The sequence below is a fragment of the Streptomyces sp. NPDC054956 genome (genome assembly GCF_053609185.1).
In genome coordinates this window covers 4,452-26,659 of the sequence record NZ_JBSGXB010000001.1, presented here as the reverse complement: position 1 = coordinate 26,659, position 22,208 = coordinate 4,452, and the positions used below count along the sequence as shown (strand labels likewise).

Here is a 22,208-nt window from a genome sequence, read left to right as displayed (position 1 = left end):
CGGCCCGTCTCGTCCGCCCTTCCCGGCCCGCCGCGCCGCCTCACTCGAACCGGGCCGCGAGCAGCACGATGTCCTCTTCGGCGCCCGTGCCGGCCTGCGCCGCGGCGGCCGCCGCCTCGCCCTCCGGAAGCACGGTGCGCAGGATGTGGTCGCAGATGGCGGCCGGGTCCTCGCGGACGGCGCGGGGGATTCCCGCCGCCGCGGCGTGCAGCCGCGCGTACGCCCGGTCCATCGGGTCGCCGGTGCGCCGCAGCAGCCCGTCGGTGTACAGCAGCACCGTTTCTCCGGGCGCGGGCTCGATCTCCACGCTGGGTGCCTCCCAGCAGGACAGCATTCCCAGCGGCGCGGAGAGCGTGGTCTCCACGTACTCGGTGCGGTGCTCGCCGATCAGCAGCGGCGGGGTGTGGCCCGCCCCGGCCAGGATGAGCTTCCTGCCCCGGCCGCCCGTACCCGGGCCCGCGGCGGGCTCGCAGTACGCGAAGAGCGCGGTCGCCGAGCGCGCGGGCTCGGTCAGGCGCAGCAGCAGCTCCAGGTCGGACAGGACCGCGACCGGGTCCTCGCCCTCCATGACGGCGTACGCGCGCAGCGAGGCCCGCAGCCGGCCCATCGCGGCGATGGCGCTCGGTCCGGAGCCGGTGACGGAGCCGACGGCCAGCCCGAGGGCGCCCTCCGGCAGCGGCAGGGCGTCGTACCAGTCGCCGCCGCCGCGCGGACCGGTGTGGTGCCGGGCGGCGAGCTGGACCCCGGAGATCCGCGGGAGCCTGCTGGGCAGCAGTTCCTCGGCGACGGTGGCCAGGTCGGAGCGGGAGCGCTCCACCTCGACCATGCGGGCCAGGTGCTCGGCGGCGTGCCGGACGTAGAGCCCGGCCAGGTCGCGCTGGCGGTCGCTGGGCTCGGCCTGCTCGTCGTAGAGCCAGACGGCCGCGCCGAGCCGGCCGGTGGCCTCGGCGGTCAGCGGCAGCGAGTAGCTGGCGGCGAAGCCCAGGCGGGCGGCCACCTCGCGGTGGCGGGGGTCGACGGGGGCGGCGTACCCGCCGGAACCCGGGGCCGTGCCGGGTTCGGGGAGCACGTCGGAACCGCCGTGGGCGTCGGGCAGCCCGTCGAGGATCCGCCCGTAGGAGGTGGCGCTGCGCGGCACCGTCTCGATGTGCCCGAGGTCGGCGTGGCCGAGGCCGAGGCCGATGGTCGTGGTGGGGCCGAGCCCGTCGGAGGGCTCCAGGACGATCAGGCCGCGCCGGGCGCCGACCAGTGCCGCTCCGGCGCGCAGGAACTCCTGGAGGGAGGAGGCGAGGTCGGTGGCGCGGGCGAGCCGCTCGGTGAGTTCGTGGAGGGTGGTGAGGTCGGAGACCATGCCGGCCAGGCGGTCCTGGATGACCGAGCTCGCCGCGGGGGCCGGCGCCGGGGCGTGGGCTGTCCGTGGGGTCGTCGTGGTGGACAGGGGCGCCGGTGCGGGCGCCACAGTGTGCGGGGACGCTGTAACTGCTGGATCGATTCCAGCCACTTTCGGCAAATGCGGGGCGCTCATGGCGTCCGCCTTTCCAGCTGGTGCGATTCGCCATATAGCATCGCAAACCCCCAGATCATGCTGCGCCGCCATCAATGAATCCACATCTACACGCACACAAGGAGCGATGTCCAGCATTGCCCAGGTGGGAATCCTGGTGTCCGTGGGACGGCAACTCACTGTCCGGTCGAGGCTAGAACTTGGCCGGAAAATGCGGGAAGCGGGCGCTTTTTGCGGTCGACTGGGCGGGTCCGCCAGCCGGTCCGGGTACGTAATCGGTGGCAACCGGGGACAGTTGGCGCACTCCGGCACCCGCCGGGAACCGTCCGGCGCGGTCCGTCGTCCCCATCGACGACAGTCGTTCCCTCCTCGGCCCGGGGCCCCGACCCGGGTCGCGTTCCGCCCCCGCCGGACGTTTCATGGACCCGTGAGAAAACTGCACGAAGCGTGTGAACCTGCTTCTGGTGGACAGGGACGCGAAACGTGTACGTGTGGTGAAGCACCGCTCACGTGGTGTGATGTGGCCCTCGACGTTCAACGGAAAGGAACGAGCGCTCATGCGCGAGATCCTCGGAAGGCGTCTCCAGCGGCTCCGCAACCGCCTGCAATCCCTGCGCCCCGCCCCGCCGCAGGGCGACGAACCCGCTCTGCTCGACGCGGCGCTCACCTGCGTCGGGACCTGGCGGTGGCCCGTACTGCCGGGCGTCGGGCGCTCCGGCGCCGACAGCTCCCGGTGCGCCTGCCCCGACCCCGACTGCGTAGTACCCGGCGCGCATCCCTTCGACCCGGGGCTGCTCGCGGCCACCACCGACCCCCGGATGGTGGCCTGGTGGTGGGCCAACCGGGGCTCCGCCCCGATCCTGCTCGCCACCGGGGGCACCGCGCCCTGCGCGGTGAGCCTGCCCGCCGCCGCGGCCGCGCGTGCCGTCGCTCGGCTGGACGCGCAGGGCATGCGGCTCGGGCCGGTCGTGGCCACGCCCACGCGGTGGTCGCTGCTCGTGGCGCCGTACTCGCTGGAGCGGCTCGGCGAACTCCTTTACGCCAAGGACCACGTGCCCTCCTCGCTGCGCTTCCACGGCGAGGGCGGCTACCTGCTGCTGCCGCCGTCCGCCGCGATCGGCGGCGGCCAAGTGCGGTGGGAGCGCGAGCCGGCGGCGGACGGGGAAGTCTGGCTGCCTCAGGTGGAGGCGGTCGTGGACGCGCTGGTCGAGGCGAGCACGGGCGCGTCGGGCGGCGGCAGCCGGCTCGCCTACTGACCTCCGGTCGCCGGCGGATCACTCGTACGGGTGCCAGCAGGACGAGTTTCCAGGGGAATTGGGCGCGGGGATCTCCGGGCCCCATTCCCGCGTCGCTATCTTCGGCGAATGAATCTCCGCCTGATCGGTATCGGTGCCGGTGTGCTGATCATCTTGTCGCTCCCGCTGGCCGGAGCGATCGCCGGGCCGGATTTCGCCGGTCAGAGCGACGGAAAGGGCGGCGGGCTGCTCTCCACCTTCGGCCTGGGCCGCTCTTCTCCCGGCTCTTCCGGCCCGGGTTCCACGGACTCCGGTGATTCCGGTACGAGTTCCGGTTCCGGTCGTGCGCGTACGCCGGCCCCCGCCGCGGGGGCGGCCCGCCCGGGCCCGCCCGAGCAGCCTCGTACGGACGCGCACTGCGGGCCCGAAGTGTCCTCGCCGCAGGGGGTGGAGGCGCAGACGTGCGTCCTGGCCGGCGAGGGGCGGACGTGGGGGCGCAGCTACTACCGCAACACCAGCGGCCGTCCGCTCGACGCGGTGCTCACGGTGATGGGTCCGGCCGGGCGGACGGTGCAGATCCACTGCGCGGTCGGCGCGGGGGACGAACCGGGTCTGTGCGAGACGCCGAGGGATCCCTCCGCGGGTCCGCCCGAGAACTACTCGGCCGTTGCGGAATTTGCAGTTCCGGATGCTGAAGGAGAGCTGCTGCTGCGGTCCGGGAGCAACTCACCGGCACCGGGCGACGGTTGAACACCGCCGGAAAATCAAGGGCCCGGTCGCTGGCGACGGGGGATGCACCAGCGACCGGGCTACAAGAACGGTAACAAGAGATCGCCTGTTCGCAAATTCGATCTCTGATATTCAGACACCGATTTGCAGGCGATTAGCGGGAGTTGTGACACCGGTCACCGCTCAGCGGTGACCCGCGGCCCGCTCGGGGCCGGGGGTCGCGGACGGTCCCCGGCCTCGGTCAGCTGAGCGTCACCTGGCGGTTGGTGAGGCCGCCGCGGGCCCGGCGCTCCTCCGTGGTCAGCGGCGCGTCCGTGGCGAGTGCGACGGCCAGGCGCTCCGCGAACTCGGCCGCCGGCTTCTCCACGTCGTCCGCGGAGACGCCGGTGGGCAGGTCCCAGACGGGGACCATCAGACCGTGCGCGCGGAAGGAGCCGACGAGCTTGGTGCCCTCGCCGAGCGAGGAGGTGCCGGCCGCGTGCAGGCGGGCGAGCGCGTCGAGCAGCTTCTCCTCCGGGTGCGGCATGACCCAGCGCAGGTGGTTCTTGTCCGGGGTCTCGCACCAGTAGGCGGCGTCCACGCCGGTCAGCTTGACCGTCGGGATGGCGGCCGCGTTGGCGCGCTCCAGGGAAGCGGCGATCTCCGGCGAGGCGTTCTGGGCGCTCTCCGCCTCCGGAATCCAGAATTCGAACCCGCTGTGCACAACCGGCTCGAAACCGCCGTCCGCGGACAGGAGATCCTGAAGTCGCGAACCCTCGGCCGGAACCCGGCGGGCCTCGACGACGGTGCCCGGCTCGGCGGCGAGCGCGCGCTCCAGGGTGTCGGCCATGTCGCGGGCGAGGTCGCCGGTGCTCGAGTCGTTCTGCAGGCCGAGCAGGACGGAGCCGTCCTCGCGGCGCAGCGCCGGCGAGGCCAGCGGGAGTACGGTCACCAGCGTGACGGAGGGGACGCCCTCGGGCAGGCCGTCCTTGAGGGTGAGCGGCACGGTGGCGGCGGGGACGAGCTCGCGCAGCGCCACCCAGTCGCATTCGCCGGGCAGACCCTCGAACGGGCGACGGACGTGCTCGGTGACGGCGTGCGCGGCGGCGGCGCCGTGGCAGGCCTTGTAGCGGCGCCCGGATCCGCAGGGGCAGGGCTCGCGAGCGCCCACCACCGGGATCTCCCCGCTGTTGAGCTGCGGCTTTGCGGTCTTCGCTGCGGGGCGCTTCTTGGCCATCGTGGGTGTCTCCCGGTTGCGGCGGTACGGCGTACGTCTGGGCGCGAGCCTAGCCGTTCGTACCGCCGCAAACGGTGGGGTGCGGCCGGGAGCACGGTCGGCGTGCGCTCCCGGACGGCCGCCATCTGTTCGTTCGAGGCCGGTGATCGGGGGATCGGTGATCGGGGATCAGGGATCCAGATCGTCGAAGGCCGAAGCGAAGTCGATCGCCGGGGGCGCGACGCGCGTAGCGAAATCCTCGTGCCGGGCCCCACAGGCGACGATCACCCAGACGGTGACCTCACCCGCCGCTCCGTCCCGGACACCCCAGTCCTGGGCCAGGGCGCTGATGATGTTCAGCCCCCGCCCGCCCCGTGCGGTGACCGAAGGCGTGGCCGGGACCGGGCGGGTGGGCCCGCCGCCGTCCGTGACCTCGACCGTCAGCCGCCCCGCCTTGTCGACGCGCCATGACGCGCGTATGCCGCCGTCGCCGATGTCCCGCGCGCCCAGCGGTCTGCCGTGCCGGCAGGCATTGCTGAGCAGTTCGGAAAGGATCAGTACGGCATCGTCCACGACCGATTCGGACAGACCGCTGACACGCAATTGTTCGCGCATCAGGTGCCTGGCCTCGCCCACGCCCGCAGGACCATGGCGTACGTCCATGCACGACGACGTGGGCACTTCTTGTGCCACCATCAACGCCACCCCCGGAACCTCCTTAGCCCCACGCATGGTCTGGATGCCCCAATGGCCTGGACCGGAAACCGCCCAAGCGGAGCCCTCTGGCGCATTGACGACGGCCGAATGCGGAGCGGATGCGCCGGTGCACACCCCGTGACATCCGGGTCGGGTGTGACGGGTGGGCAAAAGGGGACGTCAGCGCCCTAGTTGTGACAGAACCTGTCGCGGTCTGTTCGTGATGATCGCTTCTACACCCAGATCAGCGCAGAGCTGAACGTCCTCGGGATCGTTCACGGTCCATACGTGCACGGAGTGGCCCGCGGCTTGAAGTTTGCGGATGAACCCCGGATGGCTCCGCACGATCCGCATTCCCGGCCCCGCGATCCGCACCCCGGCCGGCAGCCGCCCGTCGCGCATCCGGGGCGAGATGAACTGCATCAGGTACACGGTCGGGATCGTCGGAGCGGACGCCCGGATCCGGTGCAGGGAGCGCGCGGAGAAGCTCATCACCCGGACCGGGTGCGGGCCCTCGGCGGGCGGGGCGTCCAGGCCGAAGCGCTTGAGGAGGAAGAGGAGCCGCTCTTCCACCTGTCCGGCCCAGCGGGTCGGGTGCTTCGTCTCGATCGCCAGCTGCACCGGCCGCCCGGCGTCGGCGACCAGCTCCAGCAGCCGCTCCAGGGTGAGTACGGAGGTCCGCTCGGGGTCGGCGTCCCAGTCGGGGGACTCCTCGCGGTCCTTCCAGGAGCCGAAGTCGAGTGCGGCGAGATCGGCGAGCTCCAGGGCGGAGACGGCGCCGCGGCCGTTGGACGTGCGGTTCACCCGGCGGTCGTGGACCAGGACCAGATGGCCGTCGGCCGTGAGCCGGACGTCGCATTCGAGGGCGTCGGCCCCGTCCTCGATGGCCTTGCGGTAGGCGGCCAGGGTGTGCTCGGGGGCATCCTCCGAGGCGCCGCGGTGGGCGACGACCTGGATGGGGCGCGGCGTTGCGTGGGTCACCGGCTCATGGTGCCACCGAGAGGGCTCCCGATGTCGGGGAGCGCCCTGTGGGTGCTTCTGCAGATGCGTCCGATATGTCGGAGATAAAGGATAGGGGGAGACGCACAGGTCCGGCTTACAGTGCTCTGACGGGCCATGGGAAAGGCTTTGCCCTGGAACTTGTACGGCACGTCGAACGTTCAGTCGGACCGATCGCCAGTATTTCTGAAGCCGTGTGTGACGAGGAGAGAGCGCTGTGAGCACCGAGAACGAGGGCACCGCGGCCCCGACGCCCCCCGCGGCCCCGCCCGCACCCCCGGTGGCCGCTCCCGCCTCCGAGGCGCCCGCCGCGCCCGCCGTCACCCCGGCCGCGGCCCCGGCTCCGGCCGCCGAGCCGGTGACGCAGCAGCTCCCGCCGACTCCCGCGCCCGGCCCCGAGCCGACCCAGCAGCTCCCCCAGACCCCGGCCGCGCAGCCCGCGGCCCCGGCGGCCGCCCCGGCCCCGGCCCCCGCTCCGGCAGCACCGGCTCCCGCACCGGCGTACGCCGAGTCCCCGGTCCCGCCGGCCGCACCGGCGTACGCCCAGCCCGAGCCCTCCGCCCACGCGCCGCAGGCGACCGGCGCCGAGGCCTGGCCCCCCGCACCGCCCGCGGCCCCCGCGTACGGGACCGGCGGCGGCCACGGCGGCGGCGCCTGGGGCGTGCCCCTGACCGCCGACGGTGCCCCGCAGCCCAAGCCGAAGGGCAAGGGCGGCCTGATCGCGGGCGTCATCGTGGCGGCCCTCCTCGCGGGCGGCGTCGGCGGCGGCGTCGGCTACTGGGCCGCGGACCGCAGCTCCCACGGCTCCGGCTCGACCACGGTCAGCGCCGGCAACACCCCCAAGGACCTGAAGCGGGACGCGGGCTCCGTCGCGGGCCTGGCGGCCGGCGCGCTGCCCAGCGTCGTCACCATCCAGGCCTCGGCCGGCGACGGCGAGGGCGGCACCGGCACCGGCTTCGTCTACGACCAGCAGGGCCACATCCTCACCAACAACCACGTGGTGGCCTCCGCGGCCAACGGCGGCAAGCTCAGCGCGACGTTCTCCGACGGCAAGAAGTACGAGGCCGAGGTCGTCGGCCGGGCCCAGGGCTACGACGTCGCCGTCATCAAGCTGAAGAACCCGCCGTCCGGGCTCAAGCCGCTCCCGCTCGGTGACTCCGACAAGGTCGCCGTCGGCGACTCGACGATCGCGATCGGCGCCCCCTTCGGCCTGTCCAACACGGTCACCACCGGCATCGTCAGCGCCAAGAACCGCCCGGTCGCCTCCGGTGACGGCTCCGGCGGCAAGAACTCGTACATGAGCGCCCTGCAGACGGACGCCTCGATCAACCCGGGCAACTCCGGCGGCCCGCTGCTCGACGGCCGCGGCGCGGTCATCGGCATCAACTCCGCGATCCAGTCGGCGGGCAACGGCGGCTTCGGCGGCGGCCAGGCCGGCTCCATCGGCCTCGGGTTCGCCATCCCGATCAACCAGGCGAAGAACGTCGCCGAATCGCTGATCAAGACGGGCAAGCCGGTCTACCCGGTGATCAAGGTCTCCGTGGACCTCGCGGCCAAGACCGAGGGCGCCAAGATCTCCGAGACGGGCGCGTCCGCCGATGTCCTGGTCGACCCGAACGGCCCGGCGGCCAAGGCGGGTCTGAAGCCCGGCGACATCATCACCGAGCTCGGCGGCAAGACGATCGACAGCGGCCCGACCCTCATCAGCGAGATCTGGACCTACAAGCCGGGTGACACGGTCAAGCTGACCTACCTCCGCGGCGGCAAGCCGACCACGGTGGACATCACGCTCGGCTCGCAGGTCGGCGACAAGTAGCCGGCGACGAACAGGCGGGGCGCGGCCGGTTCGACTGGCTTGTTGGGAGGGGCCGTAGGCGCGATTCCGCCTACGGCCCCTCCCAACATCCGCTTATGCTTCGCTCGTGTTCGATACCCGGCACATACGAACGTTCCACGAGGTGGTCGCCTCCGGGTCCTACTCGGCCGCCGCCCGGGTCCTGGGGTACACCCAGCCCGCGGTCACCCAGCAGATGAAGGCGCTCGAACGCGCCGCCGGCACCCCGCTGTTCACCCGCGTCGGGCGCCGCATGCAGCTCACCGAGGCCGGGGAGTCCATGGCCCGGCACGCCGAGTCCATCCTCGGCAGCCTCTCCGCCGCGGAGGCCCAGCTCAAGGCGTACGCCCGCCTGCGCACCGGGCGCGTCCGGCTGTGCGGTTTCCCCAGCGCCAACGTCACCCTCGTCCCGGAAGCCCTGAGCAGCCTCGCCAAGGACCATCCGGGCATCCAGGTGGAGCTGCTGGAACAGGAGCCGCCGGACTCCCTGCGCAGGCTGGAGCGCGGCGAGTGCGACATCACCCTGGCCTTCACCTATCCGGGGCTGCACGAGGAGATCCCGGAGGCGGTCGCCGAGGTCAAACTGCTGGAGGACCAGCTGACGGTGCTCCTGCCGACCGGTCACCCGCTGGCCCGGCGCAGAGCCGTGCACCTCGCGGACCTCTCCGAGGAGCGGTGGATCGCGGGCTGCCCGCGCTGCCGGGCGAACCTGCTGCACGAATGCGCGGAGCTCGGCTTCGTCCCCGACATCCGGTTCGCCACCGACGACAACCTGGTGGTGCAGAGCCTGGTCGCGCAGGGCCTGGGCGTGGCCATGATGCCCGCCCTGGTGCTGCCCTCGCTCTCGCTGAGCAAGGCGTGCGGGCGGGTCCTGGAGCCGGCCGCGCGCCGTCACATCGCCGCCTACGTGTACCGCGACCACGCGCGCATCCCGGCGACGGCGGTGGTGCTCGACGCCCTGCGCCGAGCGGCGTCGAACCGCATCGGCTGCTGAGCGGGCCGCCGCCTCCCCGTTCCGCCCGGCCGTCCCGGACCCGCCAATCCATAAGCGGGTCTTGGGATTTCGGCTCGGAACTGTCGTTGGACGTGATGGATCGTCTCCTCGACGCTCCCCTTATGACCACCACCACGCCGGCCCGTACGACCGCGAGGACGGCCGCCCTCGTCAGTGAGATCCGCACGGTCGTGAACCGCGGGCTCGCCCCGGACCTGACCGCCTACCTCGTCGGCGAACGCCTGGCCCCGCACCTGGGGACGACCGGTCTGCTCACCGCCGCGCAGCGCGAGGGCCACCCCGACCGCTACCGGCAGCACATCCTGCACGCGGAACCGGACGGCAGCTTCTCGGTGGTGGCCCTGGTCTGGCTGCCGGGCCAGGAGACCGCGATCCACGACCACGTCTCGTGGTGCGTGGCCGGAGTGCACGAGGGCGAGGAGAGCGAGCTCCGCTACCGCCTCGCCCCCGCCACGGCGACCGAGGGTGCCCGGCTGGTGGCCACCGAGCACGTGGTCAACGGGGTGGGGGACGTCTGCGGGTTCGCCCCGCCCGGGGACATCCACAAGGTCCGCAACTCCTGTTCCACGAAGGCGATATCCCTCCACGTATACGGTGCCGACGTCGTCCGCCTGGGCAGCAGCGTCCGCCGTGTCTACACGCTCCCCTCCGACTGATGGCCCTGCTGAACCGCCCTGTGCGGGGGGCGGGATCGCCGGGACGGAGCGATGTTTCACGTGAAACATCGTCACCGTGGCCCGGGTTGGGCCTCGCGGCCGCCGGAGTGCTGGTGGCCTGGTCGCTGCACCGGCTGGTGCCCGGGGTGCCGATGCTCACGGCTTCGGTGGTGCTCGGCATCACCGCGGCGCACCTCCCGCGCGTACGGGGCTTCGTACGGGGAACCGCGCGCCCGGGCCTCTCCCTGGCCGGACGGCGGCTGATGCGGATCGGCATCGTCCTGTTGGGCCTGGCGCTGGGCCTGGACCAGGTGCTCCGGCTCGGCTGGGCCACGGTGGCGATGGTGGCGGGCGTGGTGGCCGCCACCTTCTTCGGCACCCTCTGGCTCGGCCGCAGGCTGGGACTGCCCGGCGATCAGCCGCTGCTGATCGCCACCGGATACTCGATCTGCGGGGCCTCGGCCATCGGCGCGGTCAGCGAGGTGTCCGGCAGCGACGAGGAGGACGTGGCGTCCTCGGTCGCCCTGGTCACCCTGTGCGGCACCCTCGCCATCGCCGTACTCCCTCTCCTGCAAGCCCCGTTGGGCCTCTCGGACCCGGAGTTCGGCCGCTGGGTGGGAGCGAGCGTCCACGACGTCGGCCAGGTGGTGGCGACCGCCCAGACGGCCGGTCCCGGGGCGCTCGGCGAAGCGGTCCTGGTCAAGCTGATGCGGGTGGCCATGCTGGCCCCGCTGGTGGCCGCGGTGGCCTTCTCCGTACGGGCCCGCAGGCGGGGGGTGCGCACCTCCTCGGGCCGCCGGCCGGCCCCGGTGCCGCTGTTCGTGGCCGGGTTTCTCGCGGCGGCCGCCCTGCGCGCCACCGGGGTACTGCCCGACGTGGCGCTGGAAGGGGCGCACACCGCGCAGGAGCTGCTGCTGGCGGCCGCCCTGTTCGGCCTGGGCAGCGCGGTCCACCTGCCCACCCTGTCCCGTACCGGCGGCCGGGCCGCCCTGCTGGGCCTCGGGGCCTGGATCATGGTGGCCGGGGTCTCGTACGCGGGAGTCCTCCTCACCGGATGACCCCGGACGGAACGGAGTTGGCCAATTCCTGGCCTGAACCGACCGAACGTTCCGACTGCTTCCTGACTTCTCGTCCCGGCCGTGCCACTCTGCCTGCGATCCGCACCTCCGATCCGCACCGGCAACTCTTCATCCGGGCACGGCAGAAGGAGTCATTGCGTGAATCGTCATCGCACAGCCGTATCGGTCCTCCTCGCGGCGGGCGCCCTGATCGCGGGCGCCCTGACCTCGGCATCGACCTCGGTCGCGGCTCAGTCCCCGTCCTCGTTCCGGCAGCAGCAGACCCAGGGGTTCTGGACCGCGGAGCGCATGCGCTCCGCCACCCCGCTGGACATCACGGCGGCCCCGGGCGCAGGCCACCGGGCGCCCACCGCCGCGGCCCGCACCACGACGATCGCCCCGACGGCCGCGAGCGCCTCCCCCACGGCGTTCCCGCAGGCGGGCGGTGCCTGGACGGGCGGCGGGGCGGTGGTCAAAACCTCCGGCCGGGTCTTCTTCACCTTCGGCGACCGCACCGCCTCCTGCTCCGGTGACTCGATCACGAGCGCCAACGGCAGCACGGTGATCACCGCCGGCCACTGCGTGAAGTACCAGGGCACCTGGCACACCAACTGGGTCTTCGTGCCCGCCTACGACAACGGCAACGCGCCCTACGGGCAGTGGCAGGCCACCAAGACCTTCGCGACCGACCAGTGGGCGGCGAGCGAGGACATGAACATGGACGTCGGCCTCGCGGTCGTCGCCCCGCTGAACGGCCAGAAGCTCAGCCAGGTCGTCGGCGCCCAGGGCATCGTGTTCAACGGCGGCTACAACAAGAAGATGTACTCCTTCGGCTTCCCCGCGGCGGCCCCGTACGACGGCACCAAGCTCGTCTACTGCAGCGGGAACACCGGCAAGGACTTCCTGCTGACCAAGGACCACAGCATGTCCTGCAACATGACCGGCGGCTCCAGCGGAGGCCCCTGGTTCCAGGACTTCAACGAGGCCACGGGTCTGGGCACGCAGGCGTCGGTGAACAGCTTCGGCTACACCTTCCTGCCCAACCGCATGTACGGCCCGTACTTCGGCAACGAGGCGAAGGCCGCCTACGACAAGGCCCAGACCGCCTGATCCGATCGGAATTCCCCAGCGCCGCCCACCCCCACCGCCCGGTACTCTGTACCCGCCAGGTGGGTTGCCCGAGCGGCCTAAGGGAACGGTCTTGAAAACCGTCGTGGCGCGAGTCACCGTGGGTTCAAATCCCACACCCACCGCCAGTCGAAGAAGCAGCAGGTCAGAGGGCGGGTACCCGAATCGGGTGCCCGCCCTCTCTCCTCCCCCGGTCCCATCCGGCCACGCCGTGCTCCGCGGCTCGCGTCCCCCCGGGCGCGAGCGGGAGGTCAGCGGCCGTTCGGGTCGCCGCCCTCTCGCCGCCTGCGGTTGCGGCGGCCGAGGGCGCCGGCCAGGCCGATCAAGCCGCCCGTGAGCGCGCCGGCCACGAGGATGCGCAGCAGGTCTTCCATCGAGTACTCCCCTCCGGACCCAGTCCACCCTCTCCCGGTCCGCCCCGGCGGGGCGTTCCACGGGTCGGGTGCTGATCGACTACGGATGGGGACGTTATCGACGGGCGGACGGCCTGGCTTGGACAAATGTCACCTCGCCCCTCACAGGGCGAGGGCTCCCTCCGCCATCCGGGCCACGGCCATCCGGCCGGGTGTGGTGGCCGCCAGGGCGCGGAACTCGCGGTTGAGGTGGGCCTGGTCGTAGAACCCGCAGGCGGTGGTCACCTCCGTGAGGTGCGCACCCTCGCGGGTGAGCAGCCTCGCCGCCCGGTGGAAGCGCAGGACCCGGGCGGAGGCCTTGGGCGTCAGGCCGACCTGTTCGGTGAACCTGCGGACCAGGTGCCCCCGGCTCCAGCCCACTTCGGCGGCGATCCGGGCGACCGGGATCGACCCGCCGGCGCGGGACAGCAGCCTCCAGGCGTGGCTCACCTCGGGTGCGGGGCGCGGACCGCGCTCCAGCCGGGCCGACAACGCGATGTCGAGCAGGTCGAACCGGGCGGCCCAGTCGCCGGTGGCCGCCAGTTGCTCCACCAGCACCCGGGCCTCGGGTCCGAGGACGGCAGCCAGCTCGACCACCCTGTTGGTCAGCTCGCTCATGGGCACGGCGAACAGCCGGAAGGCGCCCAGCGGGGTGAGTTCCAGCCGGATCGCCTCCTGGCCGCCGGGGTGGTCGCACAGCCGGGGGCCGTCCTCCAGCCCCGCGACCAGGGAGCCGGTGACCTGGCTGTGCGCACTCCCGTCCGCCAGCCGGCGGATCTGTGCGAACGGCTCCCCCAGGCTGATCACCACGACGGCCCGGCCCGTCGGAACGAGCCGCACCCGGTAGGGCGAGGCGGACGTCTCCCAGTAGCCGGCGTAGCTGCGCACGAACGGGCGCAAGTGGGGAGGCCAGGGCCGGGTCACCCGCCACCGGTCGCCCACCCGGGTCATCTCGACCCCGCGGCAGGCCGTGTCCGCGCTCGCGACCACCGGCATGTCCCACTTCCCTCCCGCGGCACCGGGCGCCCGGCGCCCACCGGGCCGGGCGGCCCGCGCCTACGGCTCAATAATCCTTGAGGGTGATCGACTTCGCGGCCTTCTGGATCGGCTCCATCACCTTGGCCATCATCCGCTCCTTGCCGGGCAGCCGTCCCAGGATCGAGAGAACGGTCAGCTGGATCGAGATCTGGCGCTTGGTCCGCATGACCATGTGCTTGATGTTCGAGGGGCCGAGCTTCTGGTTCTCCTCGGCGAAATGGCGCATCTCGCGCTCGTACGCCGCGAAGCCGGTCCGGTGGTCCCCGCCGGCGGCGGCGAGCTCGCCCGCGAGGACGTAGGCGCCGACCAGGGCCAGGCTCGTGCCCTGGCCGGAGGCGGGCGAGGCGCAGTACGCGGAGTCGCCGACCAGCGCGGTGCGGCCCTTCGACCAGTGGTCCAGGTGGGCCTGGCTGAGGGAGTCGAAGTAGAAGTCCGGGGCATCGTCCAGCGCGGCGATGAGCCGGGGCACCTCCCAGGCCTCGCCGGCGTACGCGTCCGCCAGGAGCTTCTTCTGCTGGGCGATGTCGTGGCGGTCGTACTCCAGAGGGTCGGAGGCGAAGAGGAACATCGCCTTCGCGCCGGTGTCCTTGGCCGTGCTGTACGTCAGGGCGGTGCGCAGGGGGGAGACGTACGTCAGCTCCCAGCGGTCGAGGTCGAGGTGGTTGGGGACGCTGTAGATCGACACGTAGTAGCCGAGGTCCCGGATGAACCGCTCCTCGGGCCCGAAGACCAGTGCGCGGGTGTTGGAGTGCAGTCCGTCGGCACCGACGACCAGGTCGAAGAAGCGGCGCTCGCCGCTGTCGAAGACCACCTCGATGCCCTCCCCCGTCTCGGTGGCGGAGGCGATGGAGTCGCCGAAGAGGTACTCGACGCCGTCGGCTCCGTCGACCGTGATGTCGTGGAGGATCCGGTTGAGGTCGCCGCGCAGGATCTCGGCGTCGTGGCTCTCGCGGCCGCCGAAGGTGTCGCCGTCCAGCGTCGCCACCCGCTTGCCCGCCGCGTTGACGATGGAGCCGCCCTGGACGTCCGTGCGCTGGGCCCGGATCGCGTCGAGGATTCCGGCGCGGGACACCACGTCGAGCGCGGCGCCGCGGATGTCGATCTTGTACCCGCCCTCGCGGACGGCGGAAGCGCGCTCGACGACCGTCGGCCGGAAACCGTGCCGGCGCAGCCAGTAGGCCAAGGCCGTACCCGCGATGCCGGCACCGGATATCAGTACGTTCTGGTTCTGCATGGAAACCTGGTCCCCCGACCATGAGAAGTGGATCCGTCGCGCAGCCCTCGGAGCATGGTGTCAGGGCTGGCTGAATGTCAACATCCGGCCAGGGATGGGCAGATGGGGCTCATGTGTCAGCGGATGAACCGAACGACGCGTCCCGGATCCCCGGGCGGTGGGGGTGGGTATACGCCAGCGGTTTCCAGGGTGCAAATCGGGTGATTACTCCCTCTGAGTGGTGTTTGTCGGAAGATCGGCGCGGGGCGTGGAGCCGGTGCGGTTGCGCTCGCATCATGACGAATGTATTCAGATCCGCCCGTCGGAACATCGCGAAATGAGGGAACCGTCATGGCTCACCGCAGCACCATCACCTCGATCTGGACCACCGTCCTCGCAGCGCTCGTGGCACTCTTCGCCGCTCTCGGCTTCGGTGGCAAGGCCGCCCCGGCCGCCGCCTCCCCCGCCTCCTCCTCCAGCACCCCCGCCGCCGCCACCGCGGCCCGGCCGGCCTTCATGGCCCGGCGGACCTGGCGGGCGATGATGCGGGGAGGTTCGCTCCCGCCCACCATCAAGCAGCGCATCCGCGCCGAGGCCCACGGCAAGACCCCGTCCGTCCGCCGCTCGACCACCGCCGCAGCCCTCACCGCCGGGAACGGGTTCGCGTCCGCCTCCGGGTTCGCCTCCGGTGCCGCGGAGAGCGACCGTGCGGCCGCCATCGCCGCCGCCGTCCGGATCGGAGCCGCTCGCCGGGATATGGCGCTCGCCGCGTAGCAGTACGTACGGAAGCGACGCAGCACGCACGAGAGGGACGGCGCGCACGAGAAGACGGCGCGCACGAGAAGACGGCGCGCACGAGAGAGACGGCGCGCACGAGTGACAGCGCGCACGAGGCAAGGCAGTACGCACGAGGCGAGACAGTACGCACGAGGCGAGACAGTACGCACGCACGCACGAGACAGCAGGCGCTGGAGCCCGGTCGGTCGGTGGAGTAAGGCCGCGACCGCGGATCGCGCCACGCGGGTGCCCCGGAGCGGGGCACAGAGGAATGGCCCCGGCGGGCGCCGGGGGCGTGCAGGGGGCGTGAAGCTTGGTAGGGCAGGGCCGCAGGCCCGGGAGACCTTGGGGTTCCCGGACGGCGCGGCCCTTTTCGGCATGTCCGGGGTGTACCCGGCGCCGGGCGCTTTGGCGGAACGCTTCGCCCCTTGCGCGGCGGCGGTTTCGGGGGCTCGCGAGGCGCTGACCTGGGGCGTCGGGGGCGCGAATGAGGTTTATCCGATGTTGGTCATGCTTGCGGGGGAATCGAGGACTCCGGGGTGGTTCGCCGGGGATTCGGTGGGCAACTCTGGAATCGCGACGTCGTCACCACACGGAAATGACCGAGGCGGTCGGCCAACTGCCTTGGAGTAAAACCCCACTTCGGTTTTCTGGAGGATAAAGACATGGCAAGCATCCGTACCGCCCGCGTCATCGCCGCCGTCGCCGCTCTCCCCCTCGCCGTCGCACTCTTCGGTGGCGTGGCCTCGGCCGACAACGGCTCCTTCGCGAACGACGGATCGAATGCGAGCGTCGCCAGCATCATCGGCAGCGGCGTCGGCGGCAGCAACCACGGCAACTCCTCCACCTCGCAGCAGGTGGCCACCGGTTCCGGCGCGTCCAACCAGAACAACACCGCGCAGGTCAACGGCTCGGCCTTCACCGCGATCGAACAGCACAACTCCACCGTCGCGGTGAACTTCTACCCCTGGTGGTAGCCGCGGCCTGAACCGCACCGACTGTTGAGGGCGCCTGTGCGACCGGACCGGCTGGGGTCCGGTAGCGCAGGCGCCCTCGGGCTTTTCCCGGTCCCCGTCACAGTGCCCCGGCCTTGACATCCACCTGGAATCTGACGGACAGTCAGGTCCACTCGATGATGTGATGCCGGGAGGCCAGCGCCGTGCACCTCGCCCCGACCGAAGGCCAGTTGCGGCTCCGCGCCGAACTACGGGAGTACTTCGGAAACCTGCTGCCGGACGGGGTGCCCGAGGACCCCGCCGCGCAACGCGCCCTACTGCGCCGCATCGGCGCCGACGGACTCCTCGGCCTCGGCTGGCCCGTCGAGTACGGAGGCCAGGGCCGCGGCCCGGACGAGCAGTTCGTGTTCTTCGACGAGGCCTACCGGGCCGGTGCCCCCGTCTCCATGGTCACGCTCAACACCGTCGGCCCGACCCTGATGAAGTACGGGACCCAGGAGCAGAAGGACTACTTCCTGCCCCGGATCCTCAAGGGCGAACTCGTCTTCGCCATCGGCTACTCGGAACCCGAGGCCGGCACCGACCTCGCCTCCCTGCGGACCAGGGCCGTGCGGGACGGCGGGGACGGCGGGAGCGGCGGGGACTGGCTGATCGACGGGCAGAAGATCTTCACCTCCAACGCCCAGAACGCCGACTGGATCTGGCTCGCCTGCCGCACCGACCCCGAGGCGCCCAAGCACAAGGGCATCTCCATCATCCTGGTGCCCACCGACGACCCCGGTTTCGCCTGGACCCCGATCGAGACGGTCGGCGGCCTGACCACGACCGCCACGTACTACGACTCCGTCCGCGTGCCCGCCGGCAACCTCGTCGGCCCCGAGCACGGCGGCTGGGGCCTGATCACCAACCAGCTCAACCACGAGCGCGTCGCCCTCGCCGCCATCGGCATGCAGGCCGAGGACTTCTACGAGGACGCCCTCGGCCACGCCCGGACCCCCGACCCGGTCACCGGCGAGCGCCCGGCAGACCGCCCCTGGGTGCAGTCCAGGCTCGCCGAGGCGCACGCCCGCCTCGCCGCCGTACGCCTCCTCAACTGGCGCCTCGTCCAGGACGTCGGTGCCGGCACCCTGGCCCCGGGCGACGCCAGCGGCGTGAAGTTCCTGGGCACCGAGTCCACCGTCGAGGTGTACCGGATCTGCCAGGAGGTGGTGGGGGAGGAGGCTCTCGTACGGGGCCCCGGGCCCGGTGCCTTCGCCGGCGGCGAGCTGGAGCGGATGAACAGGGCCGCCCAGATCAACACCTTCGGCGGCGGCGTCAGCGAGGTCCAGCGGGAGATCGTCGCGATGATGCGGCTCGGCATGAAGGGGAGGAAGCGATGACCGCCACGGCCGACGGAGCGGAAGAGGCAGCCCGGTTCCACGCGCTGCTCAAGGCGTTCGAAGGGCAGCCCGCCGCCACCGCGGGACAGGGCAAGGACGCGGTCAACGAGCCGATGATCCGGCACTGGTGCGAGGCGATGGGCGACACCAACCCCGCCTACACCGGCCCGGACGCCATAGCCCCGCCCACCATGCTCCAGGCCTGGACGATGGGCGGACTCTCCGGCCACGGCGAGCGCTCCTCCGGCTACGACGAGCTCCTCGGGCTGCTCGACGGCGCGGGCTGCACCTCCGTCGTCGCCACCGACTGCGAGCAGGAGTACCTGCGGCCGCTGCGCCCCGGCGACGCGATCACCTTCGACGCCGTCATCGAGTCGGTGTCGCCGCGCAAGACGACCAAGCTGGGCACCGGCCACTTCGTGACCACCCGCATGGACGTCCGCGCGAACGGCGAACTCGCCGGGACCCACCGCTTCCGGATCCTCAAGTACGTCCCCGCGGCGAAGAAGCCCGCCGAGCCGGCCGGGCCCACCGGGCGCGCCAAGCCGGCCAAGCCCGCCCAGCGCCCCCGCCCCGTGATCAACCGCGACAACCAGGGCTTCTGGGACGGCGTGCGCGAGCACAAGCTGCTGATCCAGCGCTGCACCGCCTGCGCGACGCTCCGCTTCCCCTGGCTCCCCGGCTGCAACGCCTGCGCCGGCCCCGAGTGGGACACCGTCGAGGCCTCCGGCGCCGGCACGGTGTTCAGCTACGTCGTCATGCACCACCCGCCCTTCCCGGCCTTCGACCCCCCGTACGCCGTCGCCCTCGTGGAGCTCGTCGAAGGCGTCCGGATGGTCAGCAACATCACCGGCGTCCCGTACGACAAGGTCCGCATCGGAATGCCCGTCCAACTGGAGTTCCTGCGCGTGGACGAGGAACTGGAACTGCCCGTCTTCCGGGGGAGTGAGGGCTGATGGACTTCCACCCCACCGAGGAACAGGCCGCCGCGGCCGGGCTCGCCGCCCAGATCTTCGGCGACCTCGCCACCCACGACCGCCTCGCCGCCGCCGGCACCGGCAGTGACGCCGAACTGTGGAAGGCCCTCACCACCGCCGGCCTGACCGCCGCCGTCGAGGACGTCGGCCTGCTCGGCCTGGTGCTCCTGCTGGAGGAACAGGGCCGCACCACCGCGCAGGTCCCGTACGCCGCCACCTGCGTGTACGGGATCCTCGCGCTGGCCCGTCACGGCAGCGCCGAGCAGCGCGCCCGGCTGCTGCCGGCCCTCGGCTCCGGTGAAGCGGTGGCCACCGGAGCCTTCCCGGACCGCGGCCGGATCAACGCTTCGCCCGACGGCCGCCTCACCGGGACCGCCCCCGCCGTGCCCTGGCTGCGCGAGGCCACGCACGTCCTGGTCCCGGACGCGGCCGGGGCCCTGTGGCTCGTACGGACGGACGCGCCGGGCGTGAGCACCTCGCCGGTGGAGACCACCGCGCCCTGGTCCGCCGGGAGCCTGACCCTGACCGGAGCCGAGGCGGAACGGGTGGGCGAGGCGGGTGCCTACGCGGACGTGCTGGCCGTCGCCCGCACCGCCTTCGCCGGTCTCCAGGCGGGCGTCTGCGCGGGCTCGCTGGCCCGCGCCGTCGAGTACACCTGCACCCGCGAGCAGTTCGGCCGGCCGCTCTCCACCAACCAGGGGGTCATGCTGCGCGCGGCCGACGCGTACATGGACACCGAGGCGATACGGGTCACCGCGTACGAGGCGGCCTGGCGCGTCGACGAGGGGCTCCCGGTGGACGACCACGCGCTGACGGCGGCCTGGTGGGCCTCGGAGGCGGGCAAGCGGGTCGTCCACGCCGGCCAGCACCTGCACGGCGGGATGGGCGCCGACCTGGACCACCCCGTCCACCGGCACTTCCTGTGGGGGCGCCAGCTCGACGCGTACCTGGGCTGCGGCAGCGAGCTGCTGGCCGAACTGGGCGCGCTCCTGTCCGAAGACGCACCCGACGCACCCGACGCACCCGAGGGGGACGACGCATGAACATCGGCGACACACTGCCGCCGCTGGAGATACCGGTCACCCGCACCCTGATCGTCGCGGGCGCGATCGCCTCCCGCGACTACCAGGACGTGCACCACGACGCGGTGCTCGCGCGGGAGAAGGGCTCCCCGGACGTCTTCATGAACATCCTGACCACCAACGGCCTGGTCGGCCGGTACATCACCGACCACCTGGGCCCGGCCACGGTGCTGCGCAAGGTGGCCATCCGCCTCGGCGCCCCGAACTACCCCGGCGACACCATGACCCTCACCGGCACCGTCACCGCCCTCGACGGGGACACCGCCGAGATCCGCGTCGTCGGCGCCAACGGCATCGGCCACCACGTCACCGGCACGGTCACCGTCACCCTCGGCACCCCGGAGGCCACGGCATGAGCGTCCGCACCCGCGACGAGCTCGGCGGCCGGGCCGCCATCGCCGGCATCGGCGCCACCGAGTTCTCCAAGGACTCCGGCCGCAGCGAACTCAAGCTGGCCGTCGAAGCCGTGCACGCCGCCCTCGACGACGCCGGGCTGACCCCCGCCGACGTCGACGGCATGGTCACCTTCACGATGGACACCAGCCCCGAGATCACCGTCGCCCAGGCGGCCGGCATCGGGGACCTCTCCTTCTTCTCCCGCATCCACTACGGCGGCGGGGCCGCCTGCGCCACCGTCCAGCAGGCCGCCCTCGCCGTGGCCACGGGGGTCGCGGAGGTCGTCGTCTGCTACCGCGCCTTCAACGAGCGCTCCGGCCGCCGCTTCGGCTCCGGGGTCCAGCAGCGCGAACCCTCGGCGGAGGGCGCGGCGCTGGGCTGGTCACTGCCCTGGGGCCTGCTCACCCCGGCCTCCTGGGTGGCCATGACCGCCCAGCGCTACCTGCACACCTACAACCTGACCCCCGAGGCCTTCGGCCACGTCGCCGTCACCGACCGCCGGCACGCCGCGAACAATCCGGCCGCCTACTTCTACGGCAAGCCCATCACCCTCGCCGACCACGCCGCCTCGCGCTGGATCGTGGAGCCGCTGCGGCTGCTGGACTGCTGCCAGGAGACGGACGGCGGCCAGGCCATCGTCGTCACCACCGCCGAACGGGCCCGGGACCTGCGGCAGAAGCCGGCCGTGATCACCGCCGCCGCACAGGGCGCGGGCCGCCGCCAGGAGGGCATGACCTCCTTCTACCGCGACGGCCTCACCGGGCTCCCCGAGATGGACGTGGTCGCCCGCCAGCTGTGGCGGACCAGCGGACTGCGGCCCTCGGACATCGACGTCGGCATCCTCTACGACCACTTCACCCCGTTCGTGCTGATGCAGTTGGAGGAGTTCGGCTTCTGCGAGCCGGGGGAGGCCGCCGACTTCGTCGCCGCCGACGCGCTGCCGCTCAACACCCACGGAGGCCAGCTGGGGGAGGCGTACCTGCACGGCATGAACGGCATCGCCGAGGCCGTCCGCCAGCTGCGCGGCACCTCCGTCAACCAGGTCTCCGGCGCCGCGCACGCCCTGGTCACGGCCGGCACGGGGGTACCGACCTCCGGGCTGATCCTCGGCGCCGACGGCTGAGCGGCCCCACCCAGGCCCTGGTGGACGCCCCGCCTCCTCCACCTTCAGGAGGTGGGGCGAGCCCCACCCCTACAACCTGAGGCGGACCCCTCTTCGGCACTTGCGGCCGATCCCACGCGCCCGCGCCGCTCCTAGCGTGGAGGCATGACCACGCCTGTGTGCACGCTCGCCTCGAATCCGACGCCGTACCCGTCGTTCTCGGCGTACGTCCGGACCCGCGGCACGGTCCTGATGCGGACCGCGCGCTCGCTCACCGCCAACCCCTGCGACGCCGAGGACCTCCTACAGACCGCGCTGGCCAAGACCTACGTCGCCTGGGACCGGATCGAGGACCACCGCGCCCTGGACGGCTACGTCCGCCGGGCCCTGGTCAACACCCGGACCAGCCAGTGGCGCAAGCGCAAGGTGGACGAGTTCGTCTGCGACGAGCTACCCGAGGCCGATGGACCGGCGGCCGCCGACCCCGCCGAGGCCCAGGCCCTGCGCGACGCGATGTGGCGCGCGGTGACCCGGCTGCCCGACCGGCAGCGGGCGATGGTCGTCCTGCGCTACTACGAGGACATGAGCGAGGTCCAGACGGCCGAGCTGCTCGGCGTCTCCGTCGGCACGGTCAAGAGCGCCGTCTCGCGGGCGCTGGTCAAGCTCCGCGAGGACCCGGAACTGACCCCGGTCCGCTGACCCCGCCCCGTCCCCCGACCCGTCGATGTTTGACGTGAAACAACGACCACCGCCGGACCCCCGGCCCCCGCGCCGCGCCGTTATGCGGGTCTTTGTACCGCCGGGTGGTGACGTGCCGGCCGGGTCGTGGGCAGAAACTGCAGGAAAC

Annotated in this window: 21 protein-coding genes, 1 tRNA gene and 1 pseudogene; 16 read left to right on the top strand and 7 right to left on the bottom strand. The window is 72.3% G+C overall.

Annotated elements, in window-relative coordinates; genetic code table 11:
- Positions 1-40: 40 nt before the first annotated feature.
- Positions 41-1,642, bottom strand: coding sequence for a PP2C family protein-serine/threonine phosphatase (locus ACWGDE_RS00135; RefSeq protein WP_453386661.1), 1,602 nt, complete (start codon positions 1,640-1,642; stop codon positions 41-43).
- A gap of 419 nt (positions 1,643-2,061) precedes the next feature.
- On the opposite strand from ACWGDE_RS00135, the gene ACWGDE_RS00130 reads away from it, so the two are divergent.
- Both ACWGDE_RS00130 and ACWGDE_RS00125 read left to right on the top strand, forming a co-directional pair.
- A complete protein-coding gene (locus ACWGDE_RS00130) occupies positions 2,062-2,760 on the top strand; it encodes a bifunctional DNA primase/polymerase (RefSeq protein ID WP_453386660.1) in 699 nt (232 codons plus the stop codon).
- 108 nt (positions 2,761-2,868) lie between these two features.
- Positions 2,869-3,489 carry a hypothetical protein gene (locus tag ACWGDE_RS00125; RefSeq protein WP_453386659.1) on the top strand — a complete coding sequence of 207 codons (621 nt, stop codon included), beginning with the start codon at positions 2,869-2,871 and terminating at the stop codon, positions 3,487-3,489.
- 220 nt (positions 3,490-3,709) lie between these two features.
- Here ACWGDE_RS00125 and ACWGDE_RS00120 read toward each other — a convergent pair whose 3' ends face one another.
- The 3 genes and pseudogenes from ACWGDE_RS00120 to ACWGDE_RS00110 form a co-directional block, all read right to left on the bottom strand.
- The gene (locus ACWGDE_RS00120) at positions 3,710-4,684 is read right to left on the bottom strand and encodes a DUF5926 family protein (protein WP_453386658.1); all 975 of its coding nucleotides are present in this window, start codon (positions 4,682-4,684) and stop codon (positions 3,710-3,712) included.
- A 168-nt stretch (positions 4,685-4,852) separates the two neighbouring features.
- A pseudogene (locus tag ACWGDE_RS00115) lies at positions 4,853-5,454 on the bottom strand (ATP-binding protein).
- A gap of 85 nt (positions 5,455-5,539) precedes the next feature.
- Positions 5,540-6,340, bottom strand: a complete 801-nt coding sequence (locus ACWGDE_RS00110) for a glycerophosphodiester phosphodiesterase (RefSeq protein WP_453386657.1) — start codon at positions 6,338-6,340, stop codon at positions 5,540-5,542.
- A 235-nt stretch (positions 6,341-6,575) separates the two neighbouring features.
- Between ACWGDE_RS00110 and ACWGDE_RS00105 the strand changes: the two genes are divergently transcribed.
- The 6 genes from ACWGDE_RS00105 (at position 6,576) to ACWGDE_RS00080 (ending at position 12,177) form a co-directional block, all read left to right on the top strand.
- Positions 6,576-8,174 (top strand): S1C family serine protease, encoded by a 1,599-nt coding sequence (locus ACWGDE_RS00105; protein WP_453386656.1) that lies wholly within the window; start codon positions 6,576-6,578, stop codon positions 8,172-8,174.
- Positions 8,175-8,280: 106 nt separating this feature from the next.
- The gene (locus tag ACWGDE_RS00100) at positions 8,281-9,186 is read left to right on the top strand and encodes a LysR family transcriptional regulator (RefSeq protein ID WP_453386655.1); all 906 of its coding nucleotides are present in this window, start codon (positions 8,281-8,283) and stop codon (positions 9,184-9,186) included.
- Positions 9,187-9,308: 122 nt separating this feature from the next.
- Positions 9,309-9,863 (top strand): cysteine dioxygenase, encoded by a 555-nt coding sequence (locus tag ACWGDE_RS00095; RefSeq protein WP_453386654.1) that lies wholly within the window; start codon positions 9,309-9,311, stop codon positions 9,861-9,863.
- A complete protein-coding gene (locus ACWGDE_RS00090) occupies positions 9,863-10,921 on the top strand; it encodes a YeiH family protein (RefSeq protein WP_453386653.1) in 1,059 nt (352 codons plus the stop codon). Before ACWGDE_RS00095 ends, ACWGDE_RS00090 begins: the two co-directional genes overlap by 1 nt.
- A 159-nt stretch (positions 10,922-11,080) precedes the next feature.
- Positions 11,081-12,031 carry a trypsin-like serine peptidase gene (locus ACWGDE_RS00085; RefSeq protein WP_453386652.1) on the top strand — a complete coding sequence of 317 codons (951 nt, stop codon included), beginning with the start codon at positions 11,081-11,083 and terminating at the stop codon, positions 12,029-12,031.
- Positions 12,032-12,089: 58 nt separating this feature from the next.
- Positions 12,090-12,177, top strand: a tRNA-Ser gene (locus ACWGDE_RS00080).
- Between the two features lie 123 nt (positions 12,178-12,300).
- On the opposite strand, the gene ACWGDE_RS00075 is transcribed toward ACWGDE_RS00080, so the two are convergent.
- From ACWGDE_RS00075 to ACWGDE_RS00065, 3 genes are all read right to left on the bottom strand, one after another.
- Positions 12,301-12,423 carry a hypothetical protein gene (locus ACWGDE_RS00075; protein WP_453386651.1) on the bottom strand — a complete coding sequence of 41 codons (123 nt, stop codon included), beginning with the start codon at positions 12,421-12,423 and terminating at the stop codon, positions 12,301-12,303.
- Positions 12,424-12,564: 141 nt separating this feature from the next.
- The gene (locus ACWGDE_RS00070) at positions 12,565-13,437 is read right to left on the bottom strand and encodes a helix-turn-helix domain-containing protein (protein ID WP_453386650.1); all 873 of its coding nucleotides are present in this window, start codon (positions 13,435-13,437) and stop codon (positions 12,565-12,567) included.
- A gap of 67 nt (positions 13,438-13,504) precedes the next feature.
- Positions 13,505-14,713: an FAD-dependent monooxygenase gene (locus ACWGDE_RS00065; protein ID WP_453386649.1), complete on the bottom strand. Its 1,209-nt coding sequence runs from the start codon at positions 14,711-14,713 to the stop codon at positions 13,505-13,507.
- 330 nt (positions 14,714-15,043) lie between these two features.
- On the opposite strand from ACWGDE_RS00065, the gene ACWGDE_RS00060 reads away from it, so the two are divergent.
- The 8 genes from ACWGDE_RS00060 to ACWGDE_RS00025 all read left to right on the top strand — a co-directional run bounded on the left by ACWGDE_RS00060 (position 15,044) and on the right by ACWGDE_RS00025 (position 22,060).
- On the top strand, positions 15,044-15,466 hold the full coding sequence (locus tag ACWGDE_RS00060) for a DUF6344 domain-containing protein (RefSeq protein WP_453386648.1): 423 nt from the start codon (positions 15,044-15,046) through the stop codon (positions 15,464-15,466).
- Positions 15,467-16,134: 668 nt separating this feature from the next.
- On the top strand, positions 16,135-16,446 hold the full coding sequence (locus ACWGDE_RS00055; protein WP_405490773.1) for a hypothetical protein: 312 nt from the start codon (positions 16,135-16,137) through the stop codon (positions 16,444-16,446).
- 182 nt (positions 16,447-16,628) lie between these two features.
- Complete coding sequence (locus ACWGDE_RS00050; protein WP_453386647.1) at positions 16,629-17,804, top strand: acyl-CoA dehydrogenase family protein; 1,176 nt, start codon at positions 16,629-16,631, stop codon at positions 17,802-17,804.
- Positions 17,801-18,760: a bifunctional MaoC family dehydratase N-terminal/OB-fold nucleic acid binding domain-containing protein gene (locus ACWGDE_RS00045; RefSeq protein ID WP_453386646.1), complete on the top strand. Its 960-nt coding sequence runs from the start codon at positions 17,801-17,803 to the stop codon at positions 18,758-18,760. The genes ACWGDE_RS00050 and ACWGDE_RS00045 overlap by 4 nt, the downstream gene beginning before the upstream one ends.
- Entirely contained in the window at positions 18,760-19,824 is a 1,065-nt protein-coding gene (locus tag ACWGDE_RS00040) for an acyl-CoA dehydrogenase family protein (protein WP_453386645.1), read from the top strand. The genes ACWGDE_RS00045 and ACWGDE_RS00040 overlap by 1 nt, the downstream gene beginning before the upstream one ends.
- Positions 19,821-20,219 carry an acyl dehydratase gene (locus ACWGDE_RS00035; protein ID WP_453386644.1) on the top strand — a complete coding sequence of 133 codons (399 nt, stop codon included), beginning with the start codon at positions 19,821-19,823 and terminating at the stop codon, positions 20,217-20,219. Before ACWGDE_RS00040 ends, ACWGDE_RS00035 begins: the two co-directional genes overlap by 4 nt.
- Entirely contained in the window at positions 20,216-21,382 is a 1,167-nt protein-coding gene (locus ACWGDE_RS00030; RefSeq protein ID WP_453386643.1) for a lipid-transfer protein, read from the top strand. Before ACWGDE_RS00035 ends, ACWGDE_RS00030 begins: the two co-directional genes overlap by 4 nt.
- A gap of 144 nt (positions 21,383-21,526) precedes the next feature.
- A complete protein-coding gene (locus ACWGDE_RS00025) occupies positions 21,527-22,060 on the top strand; it encodes a SigE family RNA polymerase sigma factor (protein WP_453386642.1) in 534 nt (177 codons plus the stop codon).
- Positions 22,061-22,208 lie beyond the last annotated feature (148 nt).